This window comes from Candidatus Zixiibacteriota bacterium (genome assembly GCA_017999435.1).
Taxonomy (GTDB): Bacteria; Zixibacteria; MSB-5A5; order GN15; family FEB-12; genus JAGNLV01.
Genome location: JAGNLV010000004.1, coordinates 48,244 through 72,415, shown reverse-complemented (window position 1 = coordinate 72,415; position 24,172 = coordinate 48,244). Strand labels below are relative to the sequence as shown.

General features: G+C 65.5%; 19 protein-coding genes. All 19 read left to right on the top strand.

What is annotated here, in order from left to right:
* Positions 1 to 3: 3 nt before the first annotated feature.
* The 19 genes from KA261_10685 to sppA all read left to right on the top strand — a co-directional run bounded on the left by KA261_10685 (position 4) and on the right by sppA (position 24,062).
* Positions 4 to 1,836 carry a PorV/PorQ family protein gene (locus KA261_10685; protein MBP7698265.1) on the top strand — a complete coding sequence of 611 codons (1,833 nt, stop codon included), beginning with the start codon at positions 4 to 6 and terminating at the stop codon, positions 1,834 to 1,836.
* A gap of 109 nt (positions 1,837 to 1,945) precedes the next feature.
* Positions 1,946 to 3,988 carry a SpoIIE family protein phosphatase gene (locus tag KA261_10680; protein ID MBP7698264.1) on the top strand — a complete coding sequence of 681 codons (2,043 nt, stop codon included), beginning with the start codon at positions 1,946 to 1,948 and terminating at the stop codon, positions 3,986 to 3,988.
* 88 nt (positions 3,989 to 4,076) lie between these two features.
* Entirely contained in the window at positions 4,077 to 4,463 is a 387-nt protein-coding gene (locus tag KA261_10675) for an STAS domain-containing protein (protein MBP7698263.1), read from the top strand.
* A 14-nt stretch (positions 4,464 to 4,477) separates the two neighbouring features.
* The gene (locus tag KA261_10670; GenBank protein ID MBP7698262.1) at positions 4,478 to 4,771 is read left to right on the top strand and encodes a hypothetical protein; all 294 of its coding nucleotides are present in this window, start codon (positions 4,478 to 4,480) and stop codon (positions 4,769 to 4,771) included.
* A 45-nt stretch (positions 4,772 to 4,816) separates the two neighbouring features.
* Complete coding sequence (locus KA261_10665; protein MBP7698261.1) at positions 4,817 to 6,460, top strand: GGDEF domain-containing protein; 1,644 nt, start codon at positions 4,817 to 4,819, stop codon at positions 6,458 to 6,460.
* 167 nt (positions 6,461 to 6,627) lie between these two features.
* Positions 6,628 to 7,584, top strand: a complete 957-nt coding sequence (locus KA261_10660) for a polysaccharide biosynthesis/export family protein (protein ID MBP7698260.1) — start codon at positions 6,628 to 6,630, stop codon at positions 7,582 to 7,584.
* Positions 7,585 to 7,596: 12 nt separating this feature from the next.
* On the top strand, positions 7,597 to 9,099 hold the full coding sequence (locus KA261_10655) for a hypothetical protein (protein MBP7698259.1): 1,503 nt from the start codon (positions 7,597 to 7,599) through the stop codon (positions 9,097 to 9,099).
* Between the two features lie 3 nt (positions 9,100 to 9,102).
* Positions 9,103 to 10,224, top strand: coding sequence for a hypothetical protein (locus KA261_10650; protein ID MBP7698258.1), 1,122 nt, complete (start codon positions 9,103 to 9,105; stop codon positions 10,222 to 10,224).
* Between the two features lie 7 nt (positions 10,225 to 10,231).
* Entirely contained in the window at positions 10,232 to 11,029 is a 798-nt protein-coding gene (locus KA261_10645; protein MBP7698257.1) for a CpsD/CapB family tyrosine-protein kinase, read from the top strand.
* A 24-nt stretch (positions 11,030 to 11,053) separates the two neighbouring features.
* Positions 11,054 to 11,917 (top strand): DUF3473 domain-containing protein, encoded by an 864-nt coding sequence (locus KA261_10640; protein ID MBP7698256.1) that lies wholly within the window; start codon positions 11,054 to 11,056, stop codon positions 11,915 to 11,917.
* Positions 11,918 to 12,025: 108 nt separating this feature from the next.
* Positions 12,026 to 12,712 carry a hypothetical protein gene (locus KA261_10635; GenBank protein MBP7698255.1) on the top strand — a complete coding sequence of 229 codons (687 nt, stop codon included), beginning with the start codon at positions 12,026 to 12,028 and terminating at the stop codon, positions 12,710 to 12,712.
* Positions 12,713 to 12,836: 124 nt separating this feature from the next.
* Positions 12,837 to 13,202, top strand: coding sequence for a LapA family protein (locus KA261_10630; GenBank protein ID MBP7698254.1), 366 nt, complete (start codon positions 12,837 to 12,839; stop codon positions 13,200 to 13,202).
* A gap of 2 nt (positions 13,203 to 13,204) precedes the next feature.
* Complete coding sequence (locus KA261_10625; protein ID MBP7698253.1) at positions 13,205 to 14,299, top strand: tetratricopeptide repeat protein; 1,095 nt, start codon at positions 13,205 to 13,207, stop codon at positions 14,297 to 14,299.
* A 31-nt stretch (positions 14,300 to 14,330) separates the two neighbouring features.
* Positions 14,331 to 15,332, top strand: a complete 1,002-nt coding sequence (locus tag KA261_10620) for an SPOR domain-containing protein (GenBank protein ID MBP7698252.1) — start codon at positions 14,331 to 14,333, stop codon at positions 15,330 to 15,332.
* Entirely contained in the window at positions 15,329 to 17,938 is a 2,610-nt protein-coding gene (gene mutS / locus KA261_10615) for a DNA mismatch repair protein MutS (protein MBP7698251.1), read from the top strand. Before KA261_10620 ends, mutS begins: the two co-directional genes overlap by 4 nt.
* Entirely contained in the window at positions 17,935 to 19,809 is a 1,875-nt protein-coding gene (mutL, locus tag KA261_10610; protein ID MBP7698250.1) for a DNA mismatch repair endonuclease MutL, read from the top strand. The genes mutS and mutL overlap by 4 nt, the downstream gene beginning before the upstream one ends.
* Positions 19,802 to 20,731, top strand: a complete 930-nt coding sequence (gene miaA / locus KA261_10605) for a tRNA (adenosine(37)-N6)-dimethylallyltransferase MiaA (GenBank protein MBP7698249.1) — start codon at positions 19,802 to 19,804, stop codon at positions 20,729 to 20,731. The genes mutL and miaA overlap by 8 nt, the downstream gene beginning before the upstream one ends.
* 178 nt (positions 20,732 to 20,909) lie before the next feature.
* The gene (locus tag KA261_10600; protein ID MBP7698248.1) at positions 20,910 to 23,147 is read left to right on the top strand and encodes a LysM peptidoglycan-binding domain-containing protein; all 2,238 of its coding nucleotides are present in this window, start codon (positions 20,910 to 20,912) and stop codon (positions 23,145 to 23,147) included.
* Positions 23,148 to 23,159: 12 nt separating this feature from the next.
* Positions 23,160 to 24,062 carry a signal peptide peptidase SppA gene (gene sppA / locus KA261_10595; GenBank protein MBP7698247.1) on the top strand — a complete coding sequence of 301 codons (903 nt, stop codon included), beginning with the start codon at positions 23,160 to 23,162 and terminating at the stop codon, positions 24,060 to 24,062.
* The last annotated feature ends 110 nt before the right edge of the window (positions 24,063 to 24,172 follow it).

The window sequence follows — 24,172 nt, the reverse complement described above, 5'->3', positions numbered from 1 at the left end:
ATGATGGGGCGCCGATCTCTGAGCGGGCTGGCGGCGGCGCTGCTGCTGGCGACGGCCGCGGCGGTGACTGCCGGGGACGCCGGGCGGGAGTCGCCCTTCACCGTCGGCGTGGGAGCGCGGGCGCTCGGATTGGGCGGCGGGTTCACCTCGGTGGCCGACGACGCGGCGACCATCTACTACAACCCGGCCGGCCTGACGCGCCTGGACTACCAGGAAGTCACGGCCATGCACATGTCGCTGCTCGAGGGGACGATCTACGACTACGCGGCCTGGGTGTACCCGACCGTGTCGCGCGGGGGGTTCGGGCTCGGCGTCATGCGCCTGGGAACGGGCGATATCGTGCGCCGCGAGGAGTTCATTGAAACCGGCACGTTTGACTATGTGCAATCGCAAATTTTGCTGTCCTACGGGCGGCGGTTCCACCCCCACTTCGCCGCCGGGGCCTCGCTCAAAGTCGTGTACCAGACGCTCGACGTCTACTCGAACTGGGGAGTGGGGGCGGATCTCGGGCTGCTCGCCCGGCCGCACGAGCAGGTTTCGGTGGGGATGGTGCTGCGGGACGTGATTCCGGCCGGCCTCACTCTCAACCAGGAAGAGGAAACCGCGCCCCTGTCGGTGGCCGGAGGCATGTCGGTCAGCGGGCTGCGGATTCGCGACGACATCGCGGGGCTGATCTCGTTCGAGCTGGAGCAGATCGAGGACCGGGCGGTGCGGGTCCACACCGGCGGCGAGCTCCTGTTCGCCGGAGCTTATGCCGTGCGGGCCGGCTGGGACCGCGACCAGTTGGCTTTCGGTGCCGGCTTCCGCCGCGGGCGGTTCCAGGTCGACTACACCTACAAGCTGATGGACTACATCCCCGACTCGCACCGGTTCTCCATCTCCTACGACATCGGGCCCTCGGTCGCCGAGCAGGCTGAGGAACAGCGCCTGGCGGAACTACGCAAAGGCACCGATCTGCTCGAGGAAGAGCGGCGGCGGCAGTTCAATCTGTACAAGCAGAAGGCGGACGAATTCCGCGCCCGCTTCCGGCTTGATTCCGCCCTGACCTACTACCAGCGGGCGCTGGCGTTCGACGAGAACAATCAGGAGATTATCGGGGCGATCGCGGCCATGGAGAGCACGCAGCGGATCCAGCAGAGCGAGCAGACGGATCTGCTCGAGCGGCAGCACGAGTTGAACCGGATGATGGCGTCCTATCTCGAGCAGGCGCGGAATTTCGCGGGGAAAGAGTACTACCCCGCGGCCTTGGACATGATCCAGCTGATTTTCGAGGTCGATCCGAACTACGCGCCGGCGCGGGCGCTCAAGGCGGGGATTGAGGCGGCGATGGCGACTGCGGTGTCGGAAACTCTCGAAACCGCCCGCGAGGCGCGGCGCGACGGCAACACGGTCGCCGCGATCGAGGCCTACGAGCGCGTCCTCTACCTCGACCCCAACAACGTGACGGCGCAGCGGGGAAAAGAAGCGCTGGCCCGGAGTCTCGATGTCGGGCGGCACCTCAACACCGGCATCGACCTGTTTAAGGCCGGCCGGTACGGGGATGCGCGGCGGCAGTTCGAGCTCGTGCTCTCGGCCAGTCCCGACGAACCGGTGGCCCAGGAGTACCTGCGCCGCATCGAGACCGCGCTTGAGCATCCGCCGACGCTCGACGAGATCCAGCAGGATCCCGAGGCCTGGCAGCTGTACCTCGAGGGCCTGCGCTTCATGCGGAACCAGGAGTACCAGAAAGCGATCGACGCGTGGGAGAAGGTGCTGGAGCGGTATCCGGGCAACGAAGCCACGCTGGACAACATTGAGCAGGCTCGACTCCGCCTCAAGTCGAACAACCAGGACTAGGCGGCCATCGGCTGCCGGGGCGGCACGGCGCGGCGCCCCGACCCGCGGTCCCGCCGGGACGCGCGTTTTTTAAATGGACGCCGGCCCGTCCATCGCATACTATCGACCTATGTTCCGTCGTCCCGTCAAAGAGATCAACGCCGAAGTCGTGGCGGAGGAGAAATACCTCGACAGCCTCCAGCGCATCACCCGCGAGGCCTGCCTCTCGGCCGGGCTGTCCAGGAAAGAGGTCTCGCCCATTCTGCTGGCGATCGAGGAGGGGGCCACCAACATCATCCGCCACGCCTACCTCTACGAGAAGGGGACCATCCGGCTCCGCATCGTGATCTACAAGAAAATGATCGTCTTCTCGCTCATCGACACCGGGCGGTCGTACCAGCCGGAGTCGGACGGCAAGCTCGACCTGCAGCGCCTCGTCGAATCGGGCCGCAAGGGGGGGCTGGGGTTCTACATGATCAAGAAGATCATGGACTCGGTGGAGTACATCTCCTCGGCGGGGTACAATGAACTGCGGATGATCAAGCAGGCGCAGCCGGTGGCCAGCGAGAGCATCCCCTTCCTCCGCCACATGGCCACGCTGCGGGCGAAGTTTTCGGTCTGGACCTTCCTCATCGTGCTGGTCATCGTTGGGGGCGCCTACTACTACTTCGACAGCCAGACGACGCGGCAGATGAAATCGCACCTCGACGAGACGGTGGCGTCGCTGGTGAACACGATCGGGGATCAGGCCGCCGGGTACGTGATCAACCGGCGGTCGGACGTCGAGTTCGACGAGTTGATCGTGAGCGCCGTGCGCTCCAACGCCGGCATCCTGCGGCAGGTGGTGCTCACGGACACGGCCGGAACGATCCTGGCCCACTCCGACGACATCCACAACATCCGCAAACCGTACGCGCCCCCGCCGGAGGTGCACGCGGCCCGCGTCGGGGTGCCCTTCCGGTTCTCCGAGAACGGGCGTGCGCTGAGCTACCTGATGCTGCCGATCCGGCAGGGGGACCGGTCGTTCGGGACGGTCCACGCCGTGTATTCCTCCGAGCAGCTCCAGCAGCGGCTGGCCGAGGCGCGCCGGCGCATTCTCGTCCTCACTTTCGTCCTGCTGATGGTGGGGGTGGCCGGGATCTGGGTCCTGTCGAACTACTTCGTCGACCCGATCGTGCGCATCACCCAGCGGGTCCGGCGCTTCGCCTCGGGGGACCTGCGCTCGGAACTGTCGCTGGAGGGCGCGGAGGAGTTCTACGAAATCTCGCGCGCCTTCAACGACCTCATGACCCGGGTGAGCCAGGACCGCGAAAACATCGTGGCCCGGGAGAAGATGGTCAAAGAGATCGAGGTGGCCTCGCAGATCCAGAAGACCCTCATGCCGCGCCGCCTGCCCGATCTGCCGGGGCTGGAAATCGACACGTTCTACCGGGCGGCGGCCGTCGTCGGGGGCGACCTCTACGACGTGTTCGAGATCGACCCGGGCATGTACTGCCTGGCGGTGGCCGACGTTTCGGGCAAGGGGGTGCCGGCCTCGCTGGTGATGTCGATGCTGCGGACGGTGATCCAGATCCAGGCGGGGCAGTCGCACTCCTCGCGGCGCACCCTCGTCCTCGTCCACGAGTACCTGCGGGAGAACATCCCGCCCGGGATGTTCATCACGATCATGCTGGCGGTGTACGACAGCGCGCGGCGGAGGCTGAATTTCGTGTCGGCCGGCCACAACCCCCTCCTGTACTACCACGCGGCGAGCGGGGAAATCCGCCCCCTCAACCCGGCCGGAATGCCCATGGGCGTGCCGGCCGCGATCGACACGACCTTCGAGCAGCGCCTCGAGCAGTACGAGCTCGAGCTGCAGGACGGGGACTTGTTTTTCATGTTTACCGACGGGATCACGGAGGCGTCGAGCCGGGAGGGGCAGTACTACGGCATCGACCGGCTCATCCGGTTCATGAAGGCGCAATTGGCCCAGCCCGACGTGAAACTGCCGGGCATCTCGGCGGCCCTCATGGCCGAGCTCGAGGAGTTCTGCGGGTTGTCGGGGCCGGCCGACGATATCACCTTCATCATCGGGCGGGCGGCGCTGGGCCGCCTCGCGGACCCGCCCGAGGGGACGGCCGACGGGGCGCGGGAGAGACCGTCGAACCCGACGGCGGCCGGCGGGCCGAACTGACCGGCCGTGTTTTATGCTTGCCTGCATCGGGCGGAATCCTTTCCTTGAGGCCGACTGAACCCAGGCAGCTCCGGCTGCAGAAACGGCCATGGAAAATATCTCCATTTCGCTCTCCGAGAGCGAGCGCGACAACATTTCTGAGATCCGGGTCGACGGCGTGATCGACACGACGACGGCGGGGGAGCTCGAAGAGGTCATGGATGCGCTGATGAAGCGGCGGCGCTACCGGGTCGTGGTCGATCTGGCCGGCGTCGACTATATCTCCTCGGCGGGCTGGGGCATCTTCATCTCCCACATCAAGGACGTGCGGAACCTCGGCGGCGACATCAAGCTCGCGAATATGGTGCCGAACGTCTACGAGATCTACGAGCTGCTGGAGTTCGACAGAGTCCTCCGGGCGCACGAGAGCGTGGATGCGGCGCGGCGGGAGTTCGGGGCCGCGGAGTCCGGAGAGGCAAAAAAAAAAGCGGAGTGACCGCCGGACTGACGGTGGTTGACGACCTTGGTGTTGAGACGGCCGACCGCTGGGGGCCGCGCGGGATCGGGCCGGCCGACGAGGTGCTTAACGGCGGGGATCTGGACACCGCGGTGCTTCGCCTGGTCAAGGATGACCCCTTCGCGAGTATTTCCGAACTCAGCCGCGCCGTCCGTGAAACGGGTCTGTTCCCGGATGCCGGGTGGTGGCGAATCTTCGGCGTTCTCCGCCGGCATGGCTTGCTGAGCCGCCGCTCGCGGTTTCGCTTTGGGCGCGGGCGCGGGAGGGGTCCGGCCCGGCGGTTCTGAGCCCCGGCTTCCCCGCAGGTTCTTCTTTGGCAGAGAGTAAGCGGAATGGATGACCAGACGGTCCTGACGGTTGCACTGGCGCTGCTGGTGGTCGTGCTGGCCGCCCTCCTGGTCCACCGGATTCGCCGGGAGCGGCGCCAGGTGGAAGGCCTGCGGCGCATGAAACTCGAGGAATTCAGCGAGTTCCTCCGCCGCAACAGCGTCGAGGGCAACATCGTCGAAGTGGCGCGGAAAGTGTCGGATCTGCTGCGCACGGCGTTCGGGTGCGACCTGATCCTGTTCCTCCGCAAGAAACGGGATTTCCTGGAGCTCAGCTACCACCACGGGTTGCGGGACATCGACCGGGCGCAGCTCCGCGCGGCGGCCGAACGGGGCCTGCTGGCTGCGCTGGCGACCGACTTTCGCCCCGCGCCGCTCGATCGGCTGCAGGGGCATTTCGCCGACGATTACCTTGAGCGGCTGCGGACCCACGGTTTCGGGCTCTATTTCCCCGTCTTCTGGCGGGACAACCTCTACGGGCTGTACTTCGTGCGGAGCACGCTGGAGACCCAATCGCCGTCGTTTCACGTGCTGGTGGCGAGCCTGGCCCACTCGCTCGCGGCGGCCTACCACATCAAGTGGCATGAGTCGCGCTACGACCTGGTGCGCGAGCAGCTCGAGCGGGCGCGGGCCTCGGCACAAAAACCGCCTGCAGGGGAAGGGCGCGCCGCCAGCCACCTGCTGCGGCTGGTCACGCACCGCAATTCGCAGACGCTTCTGCCGAAACTGGTGGAGTCGATCCGCAAGGATCTCGGACTCGAGCGGGTGGCCTACCTCTATCAGCCCAACGGCGGGGGGGAACCGCAGGTGGTGCAGGACGGCGTCCGGATGAACCTGCCGGCGCAGGAAAAGGGGCAGGTCGAGGGGGTCCTGCGGGCGATCAAGAATGAGGACGTCTACACGCTCGCGCGGCTGGCCCAGGAGCAGCCCGGGCTGCGGGAGTGGGTCAAGAGCCTCCGCGAGGCCGGGCTCGACCACGTGACGGCCTTCCCGGCGATACAGGGGCGGCCGGCTCTGCTGGCCTACAGCGACCGGACCGGGGCGGTGCCCCGGGAGCAAATCGACACTGTGCGCGGCCACGTCCGCGACCTGATCGCCAACGTCGAAACATACGAGAAGATCGAGGAGCTGTCGCAGACGGACGCGCTCACCGGGCTGGCCAACCAGAGGTATTTCAAGCGCCGGCTGGAGGAGGAGGTGCAGCGCGCCAAGCGCTACGGCCGCCGGCTGGCCCTCATTTTCTTCGACCTCGACGGTCTGAAACAGACCAACGACACGTACGGGCACCTGGCCGGCGATTCGCTCATACGGCAGATGGGGCGGATCCTGCGCAACAACATCCGATCGATCGACATCATCGCCCGCTACGGCGGGGACGAGTTCTGCATCATCATGCCCGAGGCCGACCGCGCTATGTCCATCCGGTTCATGGAGCGGGTCAAGATCGAGGTGGCCAAAGCGGAGTTCCCGGTGACCGGTTTGGCAGCGCCCCTGACTTCGACAGCCTCGCTCGGAGGAGCGCTCTACCCCGACCACGCCGACAACCCGCGCCAGTTGATCTTCGCCGCCGACATGGCGCTCCTGAAGGCCAAGGAACAAGGGCGGAACAAAGCGGTTCTGTATGGGGACGCGCCGGCCGAGTCACCGTGAATCTCCAGCCGGCGGGAAGCATCGCGGCCTCCGTAGCGCAAACGCAGATATGCCTTTACAGAGATGTTGGAAGAGTGTATTTTGATTTAATGGAGTCTCGGCGACGCGCCGATATGTATATAAGACATTAGATGCCGGATACTTACAGGGAGGTTGGCACAAAAAGTATGAACACGAGATTGTTGTTGCTCTCATCGCTGCTCGTCCTGACCGCCTGCGGGATCGGCTCCGGCCAGGAATACCGCATCGGTCCCGGGGACGTCCTCGAGATCGAATTCTGGCAGGATCCGACCCTGAATTCGACGCTGCGGGTGTCCTTTGACGGGACGATCACGCTGGACATCATCGGGGAGATCAAAGCCTCGGGCCGGACGACGCAGGAGCTGCAGGAGGACATCGTGCGCCAGATGTCGCGCCTGAACCAGCGGATTTCGCAGGCGGTTGTCCGCGTGCAGGAGTATAACTACCTCTACGTGTTCGTGTCCGGACAGGCGAACCATCCGGGCAAGATGACCTTTGAAGAGATTCCGGATTTGTGGACGATCATAAATGAGGCGGGCGGTGTAACCGAGACCGGGGACCTGAGCCGGGTGACGATTATCCGCGGCGGCGAGGAGGCCGGCCGCGTCGAGGTCGTGAACGTGGCCGCCGCGATCGCCGCGGGCCAGCTCGGGGGGCTGCCGAAGATCCGGCGGGGCGACACGATCGACATCCCCCGCACGCCGGTGGGGCTGCCCTCGGCGAGCTTCGACCGGTCGGCCGAGCGCAAAAACCTGGTCTACGTAGTCGGCGCAGTGACCACGCCCGGCCCGGTCGAGTACCAGCCGAACATCGACGTGCTCGAGGCGGTTGCGCTGGCCGGAGGCCCGACCAACGAAGCGAACGTGAAGAAGGCGCGGGTGGTGTGCAAGGACGAGTTCTACGGCCAGGCGCTCGAGATCGACCTCGAGCGCTACAGCCGCTCCGGCGCCCCCGCCCGCTACGTCCTCGGCCGCGAGGATGTCGTGGTCGTGCCGCACAAGAGCGGATTCTTCCAGGGGTTCAACGTCACCACGGTAGCGACCCTGGCCGGCGTGATCACCACCTCGATCCTCGTGTACGATCAATTGCGCCGGGATGACTAAACCGGGACAGCCATGCAGACACCGCAGGAAAAACCGCTCAATCTCAAGGACATCGCCGCCATTCTCCTGAAGCGGAAGTGGCTGGTGATCATCCCCATCATCGCCGTCACCGGTCTGGCCTTCGCCAGCACCTACCTGATGACGCCCGTGTACCGGTCCTCGACCATCATCTGGATCGACCAGCCGTCGAACGTGTCCCGCGAACTCGGGATGATCCTCGGGCGCGAACAGGAGGGACGAGTGAGCAGCGAGGAGCAGCGGCGGCAGGTCCAGGCGCTGCAGAACGAGCTGACCTCGCAGACGTACCTCTTCCAGCTGATCAAAGAGCTCGGGCTCGACAACGACCCGGAGGTCACGCGCCAGGCGGCCAAGATGCGTGAGGCGAACCTCTCCTACTCCCTCGATCAGTTGAAGCTCAACCTGCTGGTGGACGACATCCGCGGGCGGGTCGAGGTGTCGTTCGTCGGCAAGGACCAGATCGAGTTGGCGGTCAAGTCCTCCGACCCGGTGCAGGCGAAAGATATGGTCGTGAGCCTGGCGCGGATCATGGAACAAGAGCGCACCAAGTACGAACTCGAGAAGATTCTCGACAACCAGGATTTCGCCGACCTGCAGCTCCAGAAGACGGAGTTCCGCTACCGGCAGATGCTGGACTCGCTGACCGCGGCCCAGGCGCGCCTGCAGTCGCTGCAGCTTCCCGAGAACATCTCCGCCGAGGCCAACCGCCGCGACATCGTCACCGACATCGACAAGACCCAGCTGGAGATCGACGACTACTCGGATGAGCGCGACGAGCTCCGCGGGCGCCTGGCCGAACTCGCCCTGGCGTCGGCCCGCCTGAAATACACCGATTCCATCGTGGAGCTGCGGACGGAGATCGACGGGCAGATGACCCGGTTTGCCACCATGATGGAGAAGTACGCCTGGAACGAGCAGAACGTCATCAACGTCAACGTCCGCCTCAACGACAACCTCCGGCGGCTCGAGGGGGCGATCCAGCAGGCGGTCGACAACCAGTTTGCCTCCTATGAGGCGAGCCAACGGGATCTGCTGAAACGGTATTTCATCGCCGAGGAGCATCTTGACGTGGCGCGGTCGCGCAAATCCCAGCTCGAAACCTCGCTGGCCAACATCGATCAGCGGGTCAACCGCCTCCCCCGCCTTCAGGCCGAAATTCAGGAGCTCGAGCGACGCGTGGATGATGCCCGGAAGTATCGGGACGCCTTCAAGTCGGAGGAGACCACGGTCGGCATTCTGTCGGAGCGAACCAAGGAGCGGACGACCTACCGGGTGATCGAGCCGGCGCGGGTGCCGGTGGCGCCGGAGTGGCCGAACCGCAAAAAGATCATGGTGTTCGGGGTGGTGCTCGGCTTCCTCCTCGGCGGGGCGGCCGTGTTTCTGGCCGAGATATTCGATACCTCGGTCAAGCGGATCGAGGATATCGAGGAGCGCCTCGGGCTGCCCGTGCTCGCCACCATCCCGCGCATCGACAAGTTGAGGAGCGTCAGGCGCTAGACCATGGAAACATATCGTCTCAAGAGCAGACTGGTCGACCACGACCGCGAGTTCGTCATCCAGACGGCCAACGACGCCAACCTCGGCGCCATTTCGTCGGAAATCTACATCGACGGCCGGCTGGCCGAGGCCGCCAGCCAACCCCACCCGCCCGACATCCGGGCCGAGGAAGTCCTCTCGCTGCTGAAAGAAACCCACGGCGAGCGGAAGAAGGAGCTCGAGACGCTCCTGGGGGCCTACCGCCGGATCATGAACGAGGGGAATCCGGAGATGATGCTGCACCTGGGGACGGCGCTCTTTCACAGGAATTTCTTTGCCGACGCGCGGAGCGTCTTTCAGGCGGCGGTGGCGCTGGATGCGAAAAACCACCTGGCCCGCGCCTACCTCGGCATGACCTGCCTGGCGCTCGACGAGGTCGATGAGGCGGTGGCGGCCGCCGAAGCCGCGGCCACGGCCCGGCCGGGCTACGCCGACTATCGCAACGGCTGCGGCGAAGCGCTCCTGGCCGCGGGCCAGTTCGAGCGCGCCCACCGCGAGTTCTCCGAAGCCGTCAAGATCAACCTCTACTACGGCGACGCCTACTTCAATCTCGGCCTCACCTACGTCGGGCTGGCCAGCACCAACGAGATGGTCAAGGACTCGCGCGCGCTGTTGAACAAGGCGGCCGATTGTTTCCGCCGCGCCGCCATGGTCAACGTCGGGTACGACGCCGGCTATTTCGACGACGGCATGCGGGCGCTGGCGGCGGGCGAGGCGACCCGGGCGTGGGCGGCGATGAACGAAGTGAAGTCCGCGTGGAAGGCCCGGCGGCGGCGCGAGCTGGCCGGATTCCACATGCGCTACGTGCTCCACCCGGAATGGGTGTCCGAGCAGATGATCGAGGAGCGGATCCGCTACCTCGAGGGGGAGGTGCGGCGCAATCCGAATTACGTGGACCTCTACACGGAACTGGGCCGCTGCTACCTGGAGCGGGCGCGGCTGGGGTGGCAGAAGGGGATCGCGCAGTACCGGCGGGCCACGGAACTCAATCCCGCCCTGACCCAGGCGGTCGAGCGGCTGCGAGCGGCGGAAGACGAATACGAGCGGATGCGCTCCACGCTGGAAGCGATGGGGCCGAAAGGATAATCACCACATGGCGCGGAAACCCCTGTCCATCATCGACCTGTTTTCTCTCGACCAGCCCTTCGCCACGGAGTTCCGCCGGCTCCTCCACCGGCTGCGCAAGCACGGCGAGAGCCGCGAGACGAAAGCGATCATGATCACCTCGGCCATGCTCGCGGAAGGGAAATCGACGATCGCGGCCCTGCTCGCGCTCACCGCGGCGCGCCAGAAGGGGCTGAAAACCCTGCTCATCGACAGCGATCTGCGGCGGCCCTCGATCCACAAGTTCTTCTCCACCGAGCGGGCCCCGGGACTGGCCGACACCCTCGGCAACGGGGTGGCGGCGGCCGACGTAATCCGGAAAACCGCGTTGGAGAACCTGCACCTGATCACCGCCGGACGGGCCACGCCTCAGCCGGCCGAGGTGTTCGACGCGGAGGCGATCGGCACGATCATCGAGGAAATGAAATTCTTCTACGACCTCATCATCGTCGACGCCGCCCCGCTCCTGCCGGTGTCCGATCCGCTCCTGCTGGCGGCCAAAGTCGACGGCCTCCTCCTGGTGGTCAAGGCCGGGTCCACGCAGCGCGAGGTGGTGGAACGGGCGGTCGACATGCTCGAACTCCACCGCGACCGCGTGCTCGGCGTGATCCTCAACAACGTCAACAACAGCCTTCCCTACTACTACGACTATCGCTACTACGGCTACCAATACCCGACAGACAAGCCGACGGAGGGGTCGGCCGAGGCGGGCCGCAGGCACTGGCGGCGCGGCAGCCGGGGCGCCGCCGGCCCCTCGAAAGACAATCCGATCAAGCAACAGCACTGAGTCCGCGCCCCTATGGAATCGTCGATGAACATTCTGACCGTGGACCTGGAGGAGTGGTTTGTCGTCGAGGCCCTGGCCGAGCGGCTGGAATCGCGCCAGTGGGACGGGCTGGAGTCGACGGTGGCCAAGAACTGCCACCGCCTCCTGGAGCTCTTCGGGCGGCACCGGGTCTCGGCGACCTGGTTCGTGCTGGGGTGGGTGGCCCAGCGCCACCCGGAGCTGATTGCCGAGATCGAGGCGGAGGGGCACGAGATCGCCTGCCACAGCTACTACCACCGGCGGGTGGATACGTTGACGCCCGAGGAATTCCGGGCCGACACCCTCCGGGCGCTGGAGGCTATCACTGCCGCCGTGCAGCGCCGCCCCCGCGGCTACCGGGCGCCGAGCTGGTCGATCAACGACAGCATCCCGTGGGCGTTCAGCATCCTGGCGGAACTGGAATTCGACTACGACAGCTCGATTTACCCCATCAAGCACGACATTTACGGGATGCCGCACGGGCCGCGGGTGATCCACCGTATGCACCTGGAGGACGACCGGCTCCTGTATGAAGTGCCGGCCTCGACCTACCGCCTTCTCGGATCAAACATCCCCATCGGCGGCGGCGGGTTTCTCCGGCATTCCCCCTACTGGTACTCGAAACACATCATCCGGCGGCTGAACACCTCGGGAGTGCCGGCGGTCGTCTACATGCACCCCTGGGAGATCGACCCCGACCCCCCCAAACTGGCCGGGTTGACGGCGATGCAGCGGCTGCGCATGTACGGCTCGACCTCGATTTTCTACCACAAGCTCGATCGCCTGCTCAGCGATTTCGAGTTCTGCGCTCTGGCCGATTACCTGCGCCTTCTGAAGCGGCGGCAGATCGGATTTCTCGAACGCCCGTAGCCGGCGGGGGCGGGAGCGCGACGTTTTCCGCAAAATATCCTTGACTAAATGTGTATAAGAGTAAACCTTGGTTGGGAGACCGGAGAACCAAGAGGAGGTTAATGACAAATGCTTAAACGACTGCTACTTGCGGTTCTTGCTCTGGCTGTTTGCGTGATCCCGGCGGAAGGCGCCAAGAAGAAGCCGAAAGCGGGGGCGATCAAGGACGGCTGGTATGTCGACGCGAAATATGACTTCAAATTCCAGGTGCCGGGAAACTGGAGCGTGGCGATCAAGGACGGGGACGACCCGGTGCGGGCGGTCCTCGTGCAGAAAAACTACCAGATCCCTCCGGAGTACCTCGATGCCGAGGACTACACTGAAGTGCCTCGCCTGACGGTCTATGTTCTGCAGACGACGATGAGCGCCCTGGAGTTCCGCGATTCGCTGTTGTCGAAGACCTACGAATCGGACCAGAAGAAGGATATCCGGAAGTACTTTGAGATCCTCAATGACGTGTCGATCGGCGAGGGGACGCGGCGGGAGCCGGTGGTGACCAAGTCGCGCGAGCTCTTGTATCTCGACTCCCTACCGGCGTCGCTCTGGTTCGGTGAGGCGCAGTACGTGAAGAACGTCACCCTCTCTGCGGCCGCGCAGAGCGGCAAGCGGGTGAACGGCGATTACGCCGGGACCATCGTGGCCGTCAAAAACGGCGACAACCTGCTGCTGTTCCACCTGATGAGCGAAGGTATGTACCACTCCTCGGTGTGGCAGGAGATTCGGACCATGATCGAGGGGCTGAAGTGGCCGCGCTGAGCGGGCAGCGTGCTACAGTTTGTTCGGGAAAGGCCGGCGGGGACCGGCCTTTCTTTTATGTTGACCGGGCGCTTCCGCAGTCCTATCATGTAAAGCTGAGGTTTCAGCGAGCGATGGAGGTCGTATGTGGGCCGTCAGGGCCGTGCTCATCACCGTGATCGTCATCGCGGTCGTCGCGTTTGCGATCCATAACGTCGGCGAATACCAGAAGGTCGACGTCAACCTGATTTGGAAGAGCTACCACCAGGTTGCGCTGGTGGAAGTCGTGTTCTGGTCGTTTGTCGCCGGCATCGCCGTGTCGCTCGTGATGTTCGTGTCGGTGTACATCCGCCTGTCCATGGCCGGGCGGGCGATGCGCAAGCAGGTGCGGGCCCTGGAGGCCGAGCTGGCCGTGCTGCGCAACCGGCCGATCGAGGAGTCGGCGCAGGTGCTGGACGAGGACGTTCCGGGCCGGCGGGACCTCACGTCGCCCTTTGACGAGCGGGAGTAGCTATGGCCGAATACGTGCTGGCATTTCTCATTCTCCTGGCCGCCTCAATCATCTTCTACCTCGGCTACGACCGGCTGGTGCGCCGAACGCCCATGCCGTCGACCGCCCTCTACGTGGAGGCCCTCCGGGACCTCCTCGACGGCCAGCGGGTGCGGGCTTTCGGAAAACTGCGCCAGGTTGTCAACGAGGACTACCACAACATCGACGCCTACATCCGGCTGGGGCAGATCCTCCGCGAGGGCAACAAGCCGGACCGGGCCCTCCAGATCCACAAGGATCTGACGCTCCGGGCGGGCCTGCCGCCCTCCCAGAAGATGGGCATCCTCCACCAGCTGGCCGAGGACTACTCCGAGCTGAAGGATTATGACATGGCCGCCGCGGCCATCAAGGAACTCATCTCGCTGGACGGCAACAACCGGTGGGCGCATATCAAGCTGCTGAAGATCCAGGAAGCGAAGCAGAGCTGGGACGAGGCCTTCGACACGGCGGCCCACATCCTCAAACTCGAAAACAACAAGTCGAAAAAACCGCTCGCCTTCTACAAGTACCAGCAGGGGATGCAGCTGTACAAACAGAGGGAATACCACAAGGCGCGGATTCTCTTCAAGGAAGCGATCGGGCTGAACCCCGCCTACGCGCCGGCCTACCTGGCGGTCGGTGATTCCTACCGGCTGGAGGAGCGGCACGAGGACGCGGTCAATTTCTGGGTCAAGCTGATCGAAGCGGTGCCGGACAAGGGGCATCTCGTGATCGACCGGCTGAAAAAGGCGCTCTACGATCTGGGCCGGTTCAGCGAACTGGCCGACATCTGCCACAACATCCTGGCCCACGACTCGGGCAATGTCGAGGCGCGGCTGTCGCTCGCCGAGTTCTACCACGCGAAAGGGGAAATCGACCAGGCCGAGACGCTCCTGGCCGAGGTCGTGGAGCGTTCGCCGGAAAACCTCAAAGCCATCATCGGCTATCTCCGGTTGCTCGTCGAAAAGGGCAACCGGCGGCAGATCGACCGGTTTTTTCGCCAGCTCGAAGGGCGGCTGGAGAAGCCGGCGGCCGACGCCCGCACGGCCCCGGGCGGCAAGATGATCGGGACCGCCTGATCCGAACGGGAATCCGCCCGCGCCACCGGTCATGAAAAAACTGCTCTGCATGGTCATGCTGGCCGCCGCCCCGGCCGCCCCGGCCTCCGCCGACGACCTCATCTACCGCCTGATTACCCAGGGGAAACTCGATGAGGCGCGGCAGGAACTGTCGCGGGTGTCGACGGCGTCGGTGCGCGACGGCGCCACGCTGTTCTTCCAGGCGCTCCTGGAGCCCGATGCCGTACGCGCGGCCGAGCTGTTGGAGGTGGCGCTCGGTGCGGGCGTCGGGGCGGAGTACCGCGAACTGGCCAATTTGCGGCTGGCCCAGTACTACTCCCTGACGAAGGCCTGGGACAAGCTCGAGCGCGTGATTGTCAACTACCGCGCGAAGTTCGAGCACGGCCGCTACCGCGAACAGATGATGCGATTCTCCACGCTGCTGGACGAGCAGGCCGGGGCCGGCGAATCGGCCCTCCGCCAGGCCGACCGGTACCTGGTCGAGTACGGATCGGGCTTGGCGCAGCAGTGGGGGCAAATCGACAAGGCGCGGGTGCTCCAGGGGAGCAAGAAGGAAATCGGCGCCGATAAGATGCTCCGCGGACTGGCGCGCGAAAAGACCGGACCAGGCGTCCCCCAGGCCCTATACCTGCTGGCGATGGATGCCGCAAGGCGGGGAAAGGCCGACGACGCCGTCTTCTACTACAACGTGCTGCGGGAGGCGTACCCGAACGCGGTCGGGCTCGAGGCGCTGGTGGATCGGCTGGCAGTCATGGCCGAAGGAGTCGAGCGCCGCGCCGCCGAGGCCGAACAGGTGACCGGCACGTACTACACCATTCAGGTGGGGGTGTTCACCGATGCCGACAACGCCCGCACCCAGGCCGAGCGCTTCCGGCAGACCGGCTGGAAGACCGAGATCGCCGACAAGACCATCTCCCGCGTGACCTACCGGGCGGTGTATGTCGGGCGGTTCGCCGCCTACCAGGAGGCGGCCGCCGCCAAAGCCCGCCTCGAACGCGAGATGAACGAAACCTACCAGGTCGTCGCGCGATGACGGGCCCGCGGGACACAGACGATTCCCTTACTCCCCTCATGCGCCAGTACTACGCGGTGAAGGCGCAGCATCCGGGCAAGATCCTGTTTTTCCGCATGGGGGATTTCTATGAGATGTTCGGCGACGACGCGGTGAAGGCAGCCCCCATTCTGGGGATTGCGCTGACCTCGCGGTCCCACGGCGCCAACGAGCGCGTGCCGCTTGCCGGCGTGCCTTACCATTCGGCCGACAAGTACCTCGCCCGCCTGCTCGCGGCGGGGGAGAAGGTGGTGGTGGTCGAGCAGGTCGAGGACCCCAGGACCGCCAAAGGGCTGGTCAAACGCGAGATCGTGGAAATCCTGACGCCGGGGACGGCGACGATCGAGGGAGAGGCCTCGGACCGGCAGGCGGTGTGGCTCGCGGCCGTCTGCCCGCGGGGAGACAGCGCGCTCGGGCTGGCTGCGCTCGACCTGTCAACCGGGGCGTTCCTCGTCGACGAGGGGCCGACCGACGAGGTGCGCGAGCGCCTGCGCGTCCTCGAACCGCGCGAGGTTCTGTACCCCACCGGCGGGGAAGCGGAGGACGGCCGGCCCGGGTTCGATCCGGCCAATGGCGCGATCCACCTGACCGGGTTCGCGGAGTGGAATTTCGACTACCGGACGGCGGTGCGGGAGCTCAGCGAGCATTTTGGGACGAGCACGCTCGACGGATTCGGGATCGGCGAGGCGCGCCTGGGGATTGCGGCCGCGGGGGCGGTGTTCCGCTACCTCCGCGAAAACCACCGCGAGCGGTTGTCGCACATCGACCGCATCGTGCGGTTCGACACCGCGGAGTACATGGTGCTGGACTACGGGACGGTGCGGAATCTGGAGCTGCTGCGCAATCTCGCCGAGGGGACCGAGCCGAATTCGCTCTTCGCCGCGGTGAACAGGTGCCGGACGGCCCCGGGGGCGCGGCGGCTGGCGGCCGCTCTCGTGCGGCCCTTCCGCAACAAAGCGCGGATCGAGAAGCGCCTCTCGGGCGTGGCCGAACTGGTGCGCGACCGGGACCTCGCCGCCCGCGTGCGCGAACATACCCAGCGGCTGCCGGACCTGGAGAAGATCGCCGGGCGGCTGGGGATCGGGAAGCTGAACCCGCGCCAGATGAAAGCGATCGGCGAGGGACTGGCCGAGTGCCGCGCGCTCGGCCGCCTGATCGCTGCGGCGCACAGCCCGCTATTGACCGAACTCGCGGCGGCCCTCCCCGATACCACCGAGATTGTCGACCGCCTCGCCGGCGCCCTGGTCGATGAACCGCCGCTCACCCACCTGAAGGGGGACATCTTCCGCCGGGGGTACGCCCCGCGCCTCGACGCCCTCAACGACGGAATCCGCGACGCCCGGCAGTACATCGCCGGCCTCGCCAAAACCGAGCGCGAGCGGACGGGGATCGGCAACCTCAAGGTCGGGTTCAACAAGGTCTTCGGATACTACATCGAGATCACCAAGTCCCACCTCGGCCTGGTGCCGCCGGACTACATCCGCAAGCAGACCCTGGTGAACGCCGAGCGGTTCATCACGCCCGAGCTGAAGGAGAAAGAGGACCTCATCGTCTCGGCCGAGGAGAAAATATTCAAGCTCGAGGAAGAGCTCTATCTGGAGCTGATGGAATTCCTCAACACCCGCATCGCCGCGATCAAGCTCGCGGCCGAGCTGGCCGCCGAGCTCGATCTCGTCTCCGGGCTGGCCGAGACGGCGGTGGAGCGGGGGTACGTGCAGCCGGAGATTTACGAGGACGCCCGGCTGCGGATCACAGGCGGCCGCCACCCGGTGATCGAGGCCGTGCTGCCGCCCGGCTCGTTCGTCGCCAACGACGTGACGCTCTCGCCCGACGCGGGGTGCATCCACATCCTCACCGGGCCGAACATGTCGGGCAAATCAACCTACCTTCGCCAGATCGGACTCATCGTGATCCTCGCCCAAATCGGGTCGTTCGTGCCGGCGGAGAAAGCGGAGATCGGGCTGGCCGACCGGGTGTTCACGCGGGTGGGCGCCGTCGACAACCTCGCCCGCGGGCAGTCGACCTTCCTGGTCGAGATGGTGGAGACGGCGAACATCCTCCACAACGCCACCGCGCGTTCGCTCGTGCTGCTCGACGAAGTGGGGCGGGGGACGTCGACGTTCGACGGACTCTCGGTCGCCTGGGCGGTCGTCGAGCACATCAACGAGCACATCCGCGCGCGCACCGTGTTCGCCACCCACTACCACGAACTGACCGGGATGGCGGAAATCTACGAGTCCGTCCACAACTACCAGGTGCAGGTGAAGAAGTGGGAAGACCGGGTGGTATTCCTCCACCACATTATCCCCGGCGGGTGCGATGACTCCTACGGGATCGAGGTGGCCCGGCTGGCCGGGCTGCCCCGGTCGGCGATCGCCCGCGCCCGCCAGATTCTCCGTCTGCTCGAATCGGGAAAATTCACCCGCAGCGAGCTGGGACGAGGGCTGTATAAGGAGCGCGTGCAGCCGACGCTCTTCGATCAGAAGCCGTCGGCAACCGAAGAACAAATCCGGGCCCTCGACCTTGACCGCATGACGCCGCTGGAGGCGCTCGACGCGCTGCGCAAAATGAAAGAGGATCTCGCATGACCCGGCCGACCGATTCCCCGGCGCCGCAGCGGATACGCCCCCTGCCCGAACGGGTGGTCAACAAGATTGCGGCGGGCGAAGTGATCGAGCGGCCGGCTGCCGTGGTCAAGGAACTGGTCGAAAATGCGCTCGACGCGGGCGCCGACCGGGTCGACATCGTGGTCGAAAAATCCGGGGCCCGGCTGATCAAGATTGTCGACAACGGCTGCGGCATTGCGGAAGACCAGGTCGAAATCGCATTCGCGCGCCACGCGACCTCGAAGATCGCCGTGTTTGACGATCTCAACGAGCTGTACACCTACGGATTTCGCGGCGAGGCGCTGCCCTCGGTGGCCTCCGTCTCGCGGCTGCGCATGGTGACGCGCCCGCGCGAGGCGGCGCACGGAACCGAGATCATCTACGAAGGGGGGGTGCTGATGACCAAGCGGCCGTCTGCGGCGGCGCCGGGCACCACGATTGAGGTCGAGAACCTGTTTTTCAATACCCCGGCGCGGCGGAAATTCCTCAAAGCCGAAACGACCGAGGCCCGGCATATCTCGCGTATGGCCATGGCGCTGGCGATCGGGCGCTGGGATGTCGCGTTCTCGTACACGCTCAACGAGCGGAAGATGTTCGCGGCGCCGGCGGCCGAGGCCGTGGCCGAACGCGTCCCGACCCTCTTGAGTCCGGGCCGGCCATTTCTGCCGGTTGCCGGGGAAGCCGGGCCGGTGCGCCTGAGCGGCTGCATCGGGCGCCCCGACATGATTCAGAACAACCGCTACGGGCAGTTTTTCTTCATCAATCGCCGGTTCATTCAATCGGCGACGCTGGCGCACGCATTCCTGGCTGGCTACGGCGAGTTGATTCCCAAAGGCATGTTCCCTGTCGGCGCGCTCCTCATCGAAGTCGACCCGCGCGAGGTCGACGTCAACGTGCACCCGACCAAGGCGGAAGTGCGGCTGTCGAACGAGCGGGAACTCCACGAGGCCGTCCGCCGCCTGGTCAGCGAGACGCTGCGGCAGGACGGGATCGTCCCGACTTTCCCGTTGCGTACGGGCGACGGGGAGAAAAGCGGCGGCGGGCCGCCGGGTATCCGTCCCGTGCCCGTGCCTCCCTCCCGCCAGGGCGTAATCCCCGGCGTCTACCACGCGCGGCCGGTCAGCCTCGACCAACTCGGAGAGTTCTACCGCCCGCCGGAAGACGGCCCGGCCGCGGCGGATCCGGCGCTGCCGCCGGGGCTGACGGTGGATACGGTGACCGGCGAGGTGCGCGGCGATCAGCCGGCGGACTCCGGCCCGGCGGCTCCGGGTCCCTCTCAGGGTTTCCGGTTCATCGGCCGGTTCGCCAATCTCTACCTGCTGATCGAAAGCGCCGAGGAGCTCTATGTCGTGGACCAGCACACCGCGCACGAGCGAGTGCTCTACGAGGAGACTCTGCGGCGGCTGGCCGAGCAGTCGCTGAGCGGGCAGAGCCTCCTGTTTCCGGCCCAGGTGGAGCTGAGCCCCGAGCAATTCGCCGTGTTTGAGGAATCATGCGATCTGCTCAACCGGTCGGGATTCGCCGTGGCGCCCTTCGGCGGGCGGACGGTGACGATCGACGCGACGCCCTCGGTGCTCGCCCGCCGGCAGAGGTCGCCCGACACGATGTTCCTGCACATTCTCGATGACCTCGGATCACTGCGCCGGGCCGGGCAGGATCTCACCAAGGCGATGGCGCAATCGATCGCCTGCCGGGCGGCGGTGATGGCGGGCGACCGCCTGAGCGAGCACGAGGCGGTCCACCTCCTCGAGGCCCTCCTGCAGTGCCGGGACCGCTACTCCTGCCCGCACGGGCGCCCGACTTTCGTGCGCATTACGCGCAGCGACCTCGACAGGCAATTCGGCCGTGCCTGAGCCGCGCGCCATACCGATCCTCTGCGGGCCGACCGGCGCCGGCAAGACGGCGGCGGCCGTCGAAGCCGCGCACGGGCGGCCCATCGAAGTCGTCTCCGCCGATTCCCGCCAGATGATCCGGGGATTCGATATCGGGACGGCCAAACCGACGCCCGAGGAGCGCGCGGCTGTGCCCTTCCACCTCGTCGATGTTATCGATCCCGGAGAACGGTACACCGCTTTTCAGTTTATCGATGATGCGACGGCGGCGATCGACGACATTCTCCGCCGCGGAGCCATACCCCTGGTGGTCGGGGGTACGGGATTCTATCTGCGGGCGCTCACGACCGGAATTGTGGAGATCGCCGAGGGGGATCTGGGGATCCGGGAGCGACTGGAGCGGGAGATGGCGGAGCAGGGCGCGGAGGCACTCTACGCCCACCTCACGCGGATCGATCCGCTGGAGGCGGCCCGGCTCCACCCGAACAACCGCGTGCGTGTGATCCGGGCGCTGGAGATATTCGAAGTGACCGGCCGCACACGCTCGGAACTGGCCGTGACCGGCCGATACCGCAAGGCCGCGCATCGCTTTGCATACCTCTGCCTGGCCCCGGAGCGCCCGGAACTGTACGCCCGCATCGATGCGCGGGTGGAGCAGATGATGGCGGCGGGGCTGCTCGCGGAAGTGCGCGGCCTGGCCGCCCGGATCGGTCCGGAACAGGTGCGGAAGGCCAACGTGATCGGCTACACCGAGCTGCTCGATCACGCGGAGGGGCGCCTGGCGCTGGACGAGGCGGTGGCCCTGGTCAAACAGAACCACCGCCGCTACGCCAAACGCCAGTTGACATGGTTCCGCCACCAGGCTGATTGCCGATTTTTCGCCGATCGACCGTCACTTATGCAGGAGCTCCGCGCCAATTTGGCGGCGCTGCAGGGCGCGTGACGGCGGGGCCTGTGCACTTTTTGCGCAGTACGAGAAAATCACCGGGCCGGCTTGTTGAAAATTGACACGAGGTTTTTACACCCGTACTTTGGCCAGGTTGACACAATGACCGCCCCTTTAAAGGGGGGTGGGCGGATGACCGATAATGGGATCAAAAACCGCAACCGTGGGATCACGCATGAGACGAATGACGATTGCCGACGGCCGTCTGCCGGCCCTGTTTGTGGCATGTGCACTCGGGGTATCGGGGCTGGTCATGGACGGGTGCGGCGGCAAGGCCGCCATTTCCCGACCGCCGAATTTCACCGAATCCTCGCGGAGCGCCACCGGCGACTCCGGTTCGAAGGCCGCGCCGGCATCCTCCGGCGCCGTGGCCGCGGCCGCACCGGCCGACCAGGACACTTCCCTTGCGACAAATCATGATCCCGCGGGCAAACGCTCCCGCGAGGAATTGGTCCGCGAATACAACCGCCGCAATGCGACCGCGATCAGCGACCCCTCGCCCTCGACCGACACGCTCGTGGAAATGGGGGACGTGGGGGATTCGACAGCGGCCGTGGATGACGAGCTGTGGCGGCAGCTCGACCTGGCCGAAGAGTACCACGCGATGGGCGTGATCGCCAACCGCGAGGGAAGCTGGGAGGAGGCCCAGTACTATTTCGAGCAGGGCCTGACCATCCTGGCGTCGCTCGACATCGAGGGCGACTCGCTGGAGACGCCCGAGGCGGCGGCCTACAGCATCCTCCTGGACGACGTCATCGCCGACTACCGGGTCACCCTTCTGTCGCTCGGCGATCTGCAGGGGGACGTCTCGCCCGCCGTGCTGATCGAGCGGTTCGGCGATCTTGCGAACAATCTCAGCAACGACTCCATGCTGGTGTTCACGACCGAGCCGGAGGAGATCACTTTCGATATCCCCGTCTACATGAACGAGCGGGTGCGCAAGTCGGTGGTGTATTTCCAGACCGTGGCGCGGGAGGCGTTCGAGAAGTTTCTGCGGCGGTCGAAGAAATATGACCGGATGATGAAGGACATCATCCGGCAGTACGAGATGCCGGAGGATCTCGTGTACCTCTCGATGGTCGAGTCGGGGTTTAATCCGCGCGCCTACTCGTGGGCCCGGGCCTCGGGACTGTGGCAGTTCATCGCCTCCACCGGGCGCCTCTACGGGTTGGACCGCGACTGGTGGATCGACGAGCGGCGCGACCCGATCAAGTCGACCCACGCCGCCTGCCGTTTCCTGAAGGATCTCTACCAGAAATTCGGGTCGTGGGAACTGGCCATGGCGGCCTACAACGGCGGTCCCGGCCGGGTGGAGCGGACGATCGCCAAGCAGGGGACGCGGGATTTCTGGAAACTCAACCTGCGGCGCCAGACGATGGACTACGTCCCGCTCATCATGGCGGCGGCGATGATCTCCAAAGAACCCGAGAAGTACGGTTTTGAGAGTATCGAGTTCGAAGACGAGCTCACCTGGGACGAAGTTTCGATCGACCGGTGCCTCGATCTCACGGTGGTGGCGGACGCAGTCGGCTGCACGGTGGGCGAGCTGGAAGACCTCAATCCGGAACTGCTGCGCAAGTTTACGCCCCCGAACGTGAAGGACTACCGGCTGAAGATCCCTTCCGGGTCGCGGACGAAATTCCTGGCCGCCTACGAGAGCATGGAATCGCCCAAGGAGTCGAGCTGGGTGCGGCACACCATTCGCCGGGGGGAGACGGTCAGCTCCATCGCCTCCCGCTACGGGGTGTCGCAGTACTCCATCCTGGCCGCGAACAACATGAGCAGCCGCTCGAAGATCTACGCGGGCAGGACGCTGATCGTGCCCGTGCCGCTTGACGGCGCGCCGTCGGGCGGGGGCGACGGAAGGTCCTACGAATCGCGCAACGGCGTCTACGTGGTGCGCTCGGGCGACACCATGTGGGATATTGCGAAAGCCTTCGGGACGTCCGTGGATGCGCTGCGGCGGAGCAACGCCATCGGCCGCGGGGCGCGCATCTATGTGGGCCAGAAACTCAGAATCCCCGGCGGATCCCATCCGGCCGACGCGGGTCGGACCTACGCCGGAACGCCGGCGGCTTCGAAGAAGTCCTCCGGCAGTTCGCAGAGATACACGGTCCGCTCCGGCGATACGCTGTGGGAGATCGCGCGGAAGTTTGGGACAACGACCTCGAACATCCGCCGCCTGAACAACCTCGGGCGCTCCAGCCGCATTTACCCCGGGCAGGTCCTCACCGTGGGCGGTGGTTCCGGCGCCGCCGCCGACTACGTGATTCACCGCGTCCGGCGCGGCGAATCGCTCAGCCAGATTGCCCAGAAGTACCGGACCACGATCGCGAAGATTATCGAAACGAATGCGCTGAGTAACCCCGACCAGCTTCAGGTCGGGGACCAGCTGAGGATCTACACGGAGTAAAGGACGTCGGGTATGGCGCGGACGCGCGACGTAGTGGTCGGGGTGGTTATTGCGGTCGTCTTCCTGGGGGCGATCGGGTTCTTCGGCCTCATGATCGCGGGCATGCTGGCCGAGTCGGGGGAATTCCGGTTCGCCGGGCTGGGCGGCAACATCGGACTCGTCGAAGTGTACGGCACGATCGATGAGGAGATGGGGCGCCCGATTATCGACCTGCTCGACGAATGGAAGGACAACTCGGGCATCCGGGCCATCGTGCTGCACGTCAACTCCCCCGGCGGCGGCGTGGCCATCTCCCAGGAAATCTACGATGCCGTGAAACGGGCCCGTGATGTCAAGCCGGTCGTCGCCTCGATGGCCTCCGTGTGCGCCTCCGGCGGCTACTACATCGCCTGTGCCGCCGACCGCGTGGTCGCCAATCCCGGGTCGCTCACCGGCTCGATCGGCGTCATTTTCCAGTTCTATACCGCCGGCAAGCTGATGGAAAAGGTGGGGATCGAGACGGAGACGGTCAAGTCGGGCGAGCTCAAGGACGTCGGCTCGCTCGGCCGGGCGATGACCGAGGAAGAGCGGCTCATGCTCCGGTCGGTTGTGATGGACACTTACGAGCAGTTCGTGCAGGCGGTGGCGGACGGGCGGGGACTCGACCCGGAGCAGATCTATCCGCTCGCCGACGGGTCGATTTTCACGGGACTCCAGGCCCTCAACCTGCACCTGGTGGATACTTTGGGCGGTTTGAACGAGGCGATTCAGGTGGCGGCGGATCTGGCCGACTTAGAGGGGACGCCGAGGGTGGTCCGGCCGGTCAAAAGACGCCAAATTTCAGTCTTTGACCTGCTCGGGGGGTTGCTCCGGGCGACGCAGACGGACCTGGTCCGGGAGATGAGCGGCCCGGAATTGCTGTATTTGTACCGCTAACAGTCAGTTACGGCGTTTTTTTTGGGTTTGGGCGCGAAAAATAGTTGACAACCAGTCCGGCAACGTGTTTCCTCTACGGTGTGTATCTTTTCGTGTCTCAAAGGGTTAAC